The 6,718-nt window shown below is 61.8% G+C and carries 6 protein-coding genes; 1 reads left to right on the forward strand and 5 read right to left on the reverse strand.

Annotation, left to right across the window (positions count from 1 at the left end; all coding sequences use genetic code 11):
* From ribH to hemL, 5 genes are all read right to left on the reverse strand, one after another.
* A partial coding sequence (gene ribH / locus ACFFAR_RS20590) for a 6,7-dimethyl-8-ribityllumazine synthase (RefSeq protein WP_375508365.1) occupies positions 1-275 on the reverse strand: 275 nt, incomplete at its 3' end.
* Between the two features lie 52 nt (positions 276-327).
* Positions 328-1,500, reverse strand: a complete 1,173-nt coding sequence (gene ribBA, locus ACFFAR_RS20595; protein WP_061998892.1) for a bifunctional 3,4-dihydroxy-2-butanone-4-phosphate synthase/GTP cyclohydrolase II — start codon at positions 1,498-1,500, stop codon at positions 328-330.
* 312 nt (positions 1,501-1,812) lie between these two features.
* Complete coding sequence (locus ACFFAR_RS20600; protein ID WP_062169605.1) at positions 1,813-2,442, reverse strand: riboflavin synthase; 630 nt, start codon at positions 2,440-2,442, stop codon at positions 1,813-1,815.
* A gap of 25 nt (positions 2,443-2,467) precedes the next feature.
* Positions 2,468-3,592 (reverse strand): bifunctional diaminohydroxyphosphoribosylaminopyrimidine deaminase/5-amino-6-(5-phosphoribosylamino)uracil reductase RibD, encoded by a 1,125-nt coding sequence (gene ribD / locus ACFFAR_RS20605; protein ID WP_174363169.1) that lies wholly within the window; start codon positions 3,590-3,592, stop codon positions 2,468-2,470.
* 35 nt (positions 3,593-3,627) lie between these two features.
* Positions 3,628-4,911: a glutamate-1-semialdehyde 2,1-aminomutase gene (gene hemL / locus ACFFAR_RS20610; protein WP_061998895.1), complete on the reverse strand. Its 1,284-nt coding sequence runs from the start codon at positions 4,909-4,911 to the stop codon at positions 3,628-3,630.
* Positions 4,912-5,201: 290 nt separating this feature from the next.
* Between hemL and ACFFAR_RS20615 the strand changes: the two genes are divergently transcribed.
* Positions 5,202-6,425: a Bcr/CflA family multidrug efflux MFS transporter gene (locus ACFFAR_RS20615; RefSeq protein WP_174363171.1), complete on the forward strand. Its 1,224-nt coding sequence runs from the start codon at positions 5,202-5,204 to the stop codon at positions 6,423-6,425.
* Positions 6,426-6,718 lie beyond the last annotated feature (293 nt).

Consider the following 6,718-nt stretch of genomic DNA (forward strand, 5'->3'; position numbering starts at 1 on the left):
TCGAAGTGATACGTCTCGCCGCGAATGACGGCGCCGAGCGCGATGAGAGCATCGAACTGACCCGATTCGGCGAGCTTTTGCAGCGCCAGCGGAATTTCGAGCGCGCCCGGCACGGTGACGAGCAGCACGTCTTCACCAATCACGCCAAGCCGTTCGAGTTCTTCCGTGCAGGCGTCCACGAGGCCGTTGCACACCGGTTCGTTGAAGCGCGATTGCACGATGCCGATGCGCAGTCCGTCGCCGTCGAGGTTCGGTTGGTATTGTCCGATTTCCATTATTTATCCGTTTTCAGTGTTGTACGTGTGGTGTTGAGCCGGCCGGTCGTGGTCAGACCGAACGCAGATGAGCGATCGAAGCTGCGTCCGCGGCATCCGTGGATGGCGTGGCAGGGCAGCCGGGCATGGGAATGAAGCCCGTTACTTCGAGTCCGTAACCGGACATGCTGCCCAGCTTGCGCGGGTTCGACAGGACCTGCATCTTGCCCACGCCCAGTTCACGCAGGATCTGCGCGCCGATGCCATAGGTCTTGAAGTCGATCGGCCTGCGCTTCAGTTCAGCCGCCTTGTCTTCCTGCTCGAACGCCTCGAAGACCTCGACCAGATGCTCTTTCGTGTCACCGCAATTGAGCAGCACGATCGCGCCCAGATCGCGCGCGGCGATCTCCTTCATGGCGGCATCGAGCGTCCAGGAATGCGTGGACGAATCCACTTCCAGCAGATCCAGCACCGAAAGCGGCTCATGCACGCGCACCGGCGTTTCTATATCCGGCGTCGGCCGGCCGCGTACCAGCGCGATATGCGGCGATCCGCTCGGCTGATCGCGATACAGCACTGCGCGAAACGCGCCATGCGCCGTTTGCATCGTGCGTTCGGCGACGCGCTCGACGATCGATTCGGTCCGCGAGCGGTAGTGAATCAGGTCGGCGATCGTGCCGATCTTGATGTCGTGCAACTCGGCGAATTCGATCAGATCAGGCAGGCGCGCCATTTCGCCGTCGTCGCGGATCACTTCGCAGATCACCGATGCCGGCGTCAAACCCGCCAGCGCCGTCAGGTCGCAGCCCGCTTCAGTGTGTCCGGCGCGAACCAGCACGCCGCCCGGTTGCGCCATGATCGGGAAAACGTGGCCCGGCTGGACGATATGTTCGGCTTTCGCGTCGTGCGCGACGGCTGCCTTGATCGTGCGGGCGCGGTCGGAAGCCGAAATGCCGGTTGTCACGCCTTCGGCGGCTTCAATGCTTACCGTGAATGCCGTGCCGTATTGCGTGCCGTTTTTCTGCGTCATCAGCGGCAGGTTCAACAAGCGGGCGCGTTCCGGCGTAATGGTCAGGCAGATCAACCCACGGCCGTGCCGCGCCATGAAGTTGATCGCTTCCGGCGTCACGAAGTCGGCTGCGATGATGAGATCACCCTCGTTTTCGCGGTCTTCTTCGTCGACGAGAATCACCATCCGGCCTGCTTTCAGCTCAGCGATGATCTCTGGAGTGGAGGCGAGCGTCATTGCGATGGTCGTCCGTTCGGGAAAGGGCGTATTTTACGCCACCGGGGAGGGCAACGCGGGGGTTTTGCCGGTTTTGAGGCGTGCCGGGCGCCGGGGTCAACGTCGAGTCATTGCCAGGCAAGTCAGTCAGGTGGGAAGCGAATCTGCGAAAAGTGCCTTCCCGCAAAGATCGCCTTGCGCTCGATTTGTGCCGCCGAGCTAATCAGACCTTGTTGTTCCAGAAACAGGAGATAGGCGCGAGTGGGAACTTTTCTGCAGTTGTCCGGAATCAGAAAGCTCGCGCGCTATCTTGTGATCTTATGATTGTGTGTCCTAATTCGCCGATCCCGATGACGAAAGAATCCGCTCCACATACCGCGCAATCAAATCGATCTCCAGATTCACCTTCGAACCTGCCTTGAGATGCCGCAGCGTCGTCACTTCCACCGTGTGCGGAATGAGGTTGATCGAAAACTCGCATCCGTCCGGCCGGTCGGTCACGCTGTTCACCGTCAGGCTCACGCCATTGACCGTCACCGATCCCTTGTACGCCAGGTACTTGCCGATATCCTTCGCCGCCAGAACCCGCAACTCGTGCGATTCGCCAACCGGCTCGAAGCGCGTCACTTCGCCGAGACCGTCCACATGTCCGGATACCAGATGTCCGCCCAGCCGGTCATGCGCGCGCAATGCCTTTTCCAGGTTGACATCGCCGGGGTCGGACAGGCCCGCCGTCCGGTTCAGGCTTTCCCGCGATACATCCACGGCAAACGACTCCGCCGATTTCTCAATCACGGTCATGCACGCACCCTGAATCGAAATGCTGTCGCCGAGTTCGACGTCCGCGAGATCCAGTCCGCCCGATGCAACCGTGAGGCGCACGCCGGTATCGTCATCTGCGGGCGAGCCCAGCGGGGTGACAGCTTCAATGCGGCCGACCGCCGCGACAATTCCTGTGAACATCGTCGAAATTCCTTGGAGTTATGCGTCAGGTAAGAGGCTGCACGTCGGCCTTCACATCGGCAAAGCGCGCGAGCATCCGCACGTCGTCGCCCATCCGGTCGATGCGATGAAACCGCAAATGCGGCCGCGCCTCGAGCGTCCCGGGCGGCGTGAAGTCGAACATGCCGGGCGCGTTGCCAAGCAGGCTCGGCGCGAGATAGATCAGCAATTCGTCGATGCAGCCTTCGCGCAACAATGAGCCATTGAGCTTATGGCCGGCTTCCACATGCAGCTCGTTGATACCGCGATCGGCGAGAATGCCGAGCATTGCCGGAAGATCGACCTTGCCTTGTTCGTTTGTCAGCGACGTGAATTCGATACCCCGTTCACGCAGCGCTTCGGCTTTAGCCATATCAGGCTCGGCGCCGCAAAAAATCCACGGCGGCGCACCTTCCAGAATCCGGGCATCGAGCGACACGTCAAGCCGGCTGTCGATCAACACGCGTTGCGGCTGGCGCGGCGTTTCCACTGCGCGCACGGTCAGTTGCGGATCGTCCTCACGCACCGTGCCGATTCCCGTCAGGATCGCGCAGGCACGGGCGCGCCATGCGTGGCCGTCGGCGCGAGCGGCTTCGCCTGTGATCCACTGGCTGTCGCCGTTCGGCAGACCGGTGCGGCCATCGAGCGTGGCCGCGACTTTCATGCGGACCCACGGCCGGCGCCGCGTCATTCTCGACACGAAACCGATGTTCAGTTCATATGCCTCGTTCGCAAGGAGGCCGCAACGCACATCGATACCCGCGTCGCGAAGAATCGCCAGCCCACGCCCGGAGACGGCCGGATTCGGATCTTCCATTGCCGCAATGACCTTCGTGACCCGCGCCTCGATCAGCGCGTTCACGCAAGGTGGCGTGCGGCCGAAATGGCTGCATGGCTCGAGCGTCACATAAGCGGTTGCGCCGCGCGGATCGTGGCCGCGCGCGCGTGCGTCCTTGAGCGCGCGGATCTCGGCGTGGTCCTGCCCGGCAGGCTGCGTGAAACCTTCGCCGATGACATCGCCGTCCTTGACCAGCACGCAGCCGACGCGCGGATTGGGCGTCGTGGTGTACATCCCGCGCGCGGCGAGCGCCAGCGCGCGCTCCATGTGCGAGAAATCGGTCTGCGAGAACATTGCGGCGGCCTCTTTTTTTCTGACGTAAGCGTTGATCAGGCAGCGAGACGGCTGAAAGCGCCCCGGGCGGCATCGAGCGTGGCGTTGATCACGGCGTCATCGTGGACGATCGAAACGAAGCCCGCTTCATACGCCGACGGCGCGAAGTACACGCCTGCATCGAGCATTTCGTGGAAGAAAGCGTTGAAGCGCTTCGTGTCGCCTTTCGTGACTTCGGCGAAGCTCGCCGGAATGCTATCGGCGAAATAAAGACCAAACATGCCGCCGATGGCATCGGCCGAGAACGCTACGCCGGTTTCCCTGGCGATCGCGGCGAGGCCATCCGTGAGATGACGCGTTTGCCTGGTCAGCGTCTCGTAGAAACCCGGCGCCTGGATCAGTTGCAGCGTTTTCAAACCGGCCGCGACCGCGATCGGATTCCCCGACAGGGTGCCCGCCTGATACACGCCGCCAAGCGGCGCGAGATGCGCCATGATGTCCCGGCGGCCGCCGAACGCAGCTGCGGGCATGCCGCCGCCGATCACCTTGCCGAGGCACGTCAGGTCCGGCTTGATGCCGTAGACCTCTTGCGCGCCGCCGAGCGCGACGCGAAAGCCGCACATGACTTCATCGAAAATCAGCACCGCGCCGTGTTCGTCGCAACGTGCGCGCAACGCCTGGAGAAACGCCGGCGAGCCCTTCACGAGGTTCATGTTGCCGGCCACCGGCTCCACGATCACCGATGCAATCTCCCCGCCGAACGCGGCAAATGCCTCGTTGAGCTGCTCGACGTTGTTGTACTCGAGCACGGTGGTGTGCTTGGCGATATCCGCCGGAACGCCCGCCGATGTGGGGTTGCCGAACGTCAGCAGCCCTGACCCCGCCTTCACCAGCAGGCTGTCCGCGTGGCCGTGATAACACCCTTCGAACTTGATGATCCGGTCACGTTTGGTGAAACCGCGCGCAAGACGCAGCGCGCTCATGGTCGCCTCGGTGCCGCTCGAGACCATGCGAACCTGTTCTATCGATGGAACCAGCTTGCAGATCTCTTCCGCGATTTCGATCTCGGATTCAGTCGGTGCGCCGAACGAGAAGCCGTTCGCCAGCACGCGCTGGACGGCCTCGAGCACTTCAGGGTGGACGTGGCCGAGGATCATCGGCCCCCATGAACCGATGTAATCGATGTACTGCTTGCCATCGGCGTCCCAGAAATGCGGACCCGACGCGCGTTCGATGAATCGTGGCGTACCGCCGACCGAGCGAAACGCGCGCACCGGCGAGTTCACGCCGCCGGGAATGGTTTTCTGGGCGCGTTCGAAGAGAGCTTCATTTCTGGACATGACTGGACCTGCGCTGGATGACGGGTTCTGCTTGAGAGGGCTGCGGCCGCGGGGATTGCGAAGCTTCGATCCGGCGCAGGACGATGGTCGGGCGCGCTGGCGCGGCTGCACGAAATCAAGGTGAAATTGTACCGGAGTCGCCTGGATCGGGCCGCAAGGGGCGGGCGCGTTGCGCCCGTTGGCGGGGGAGAGCCAAACCGGGCGCGTACAATGCTCCCACTGTTAAGGCTTCGTTTAAGTCGTTTCGACGTCTGCCGAAGACCTTGTCCCTACGTTCCTTTTTGTCTCTCATGCCCGAAATCATCAAGCGCCGTTCCGATCGCCGGCTGATTCTTCTGCTCGGCGCGCTGGCGGCATGCGGTCCGCTGTCCATCGATATGTATCTGCCAAGCCTGCCGTCTCTTGCCGATGCGTTCGGCACGACAGCCGCCGCCGCGCAGATCACGTTGACCAGTTTCATGCTCGGATTCTCGCTCGGCATGCTCGTGTACGGACCGCTGTCGGACGCTTATGGGCGCCGGCCCGTGCTGCTCGGCGGCATCATCTTGTATGCGATCGCGAGCGTGGGATGCGCGCTGTCGTTTTCCATCGATTCGCTGGTTCTGATGCGCTTTTTGCAGGCGCTCGGCGCGGGGTCGGCTTCGGTGCTGGCGCGGGCGATTGCACGCGATGCCCACGCGCCATCGGACGCGGCGCGCGTGTTGTCCATGCTGGCGATCGTGACGTCCATCGGGCCGTTGCTTGCGCCGTTGATCGGCGGGCAGTTGCTGCTGCTCGGCGGGTGGCGCGCGGTGTTCGTCACGTTGTCGTTGTTTGGACTGGTGTGCGCGGTGACCACTTACCTGCGTGTTCCGGAGACATGGCCGCGGGAGAAACGGGCTTCTTCGGCGGTTGGGCGCTCGTTTGCCGCCTATGGGCATTTGCTCAGCGATCCCGTCACGTGGGGCCACATGTTATGCGGCGGGATGGCGTTCGCGTCGATGTTCGCCTATATCACCGCAACGCCGTTTGTTTATATCGACTACTTTCATGTGAAGCCGCAGCATTATGGGTTCTTCTTCGGCATGAATATCATCGGGATCATCGGATGGAATGTGGTGAATACGCGGCTTGTCGGCGTGCTCGGGTCTTTGAAGCTGATTTCTATTGCTTCGTTTGTTAGTGTCGTTGCCGCGCTTGCTACCGCGTTTGTTTGTATCACCGGGATCGGTGGGTTGTGGTCGATCGTCGGGTGCCTGTTTTTTGTTGTGGGCGTCGTGGGGCTGCTTTCGGCGAATTGCACGACCGATCTCATGCATCGGTATCCGCATAATGCCGGCGCAGCGGCCGCTGTGTTTGGCGCCGTGCAGTTGGCGCTGGGGGCGCTCGCAAGTCTCGCTATCGGGATGCTGCACGATGGCACGCCAAAAGGCATGGGGATCGTTATCGCCGTGACCGGAGTGCTGACTTTTGCCGGGCGGACGCTGGTCTTACGGTGGCATGGGACGCCGGTTAAGGCTCGGACCGTTGGGTGAATCCGGGCTTTGGTCGTAGTGGTTGGGGCTGGTGCCGGGTTGCTGCTGCTTAGGTCTTCGCGCGTTCGTTGCTGGCTGTATTTTTTCGCACTATTAGCCACTGTCCGTGGCGGGACTTCATTTCTTTTTCCAAACGGCGAAAAAGAAACGAAGCAAAGAAAACGCCTCTCAACCGCTAATTCTTAAGTGTCCCGAGCGTGCAGTTTTGAACTGTTTGGTACTTCAGAAGAGCGCTCGGCGCCGCAATCAAGAACACTTGAAACCCTCCCCCTCCGTCAACAGATACCCACACG

It is taken from the genome of uncultured Caballeronia sp. (assembly GCF_964243625.1).
GTDB lineage: Bacteria > Pseudomonadota > Gammaproteobacteria > Burkholderiales > Burkholderiaceae > Caballeronia.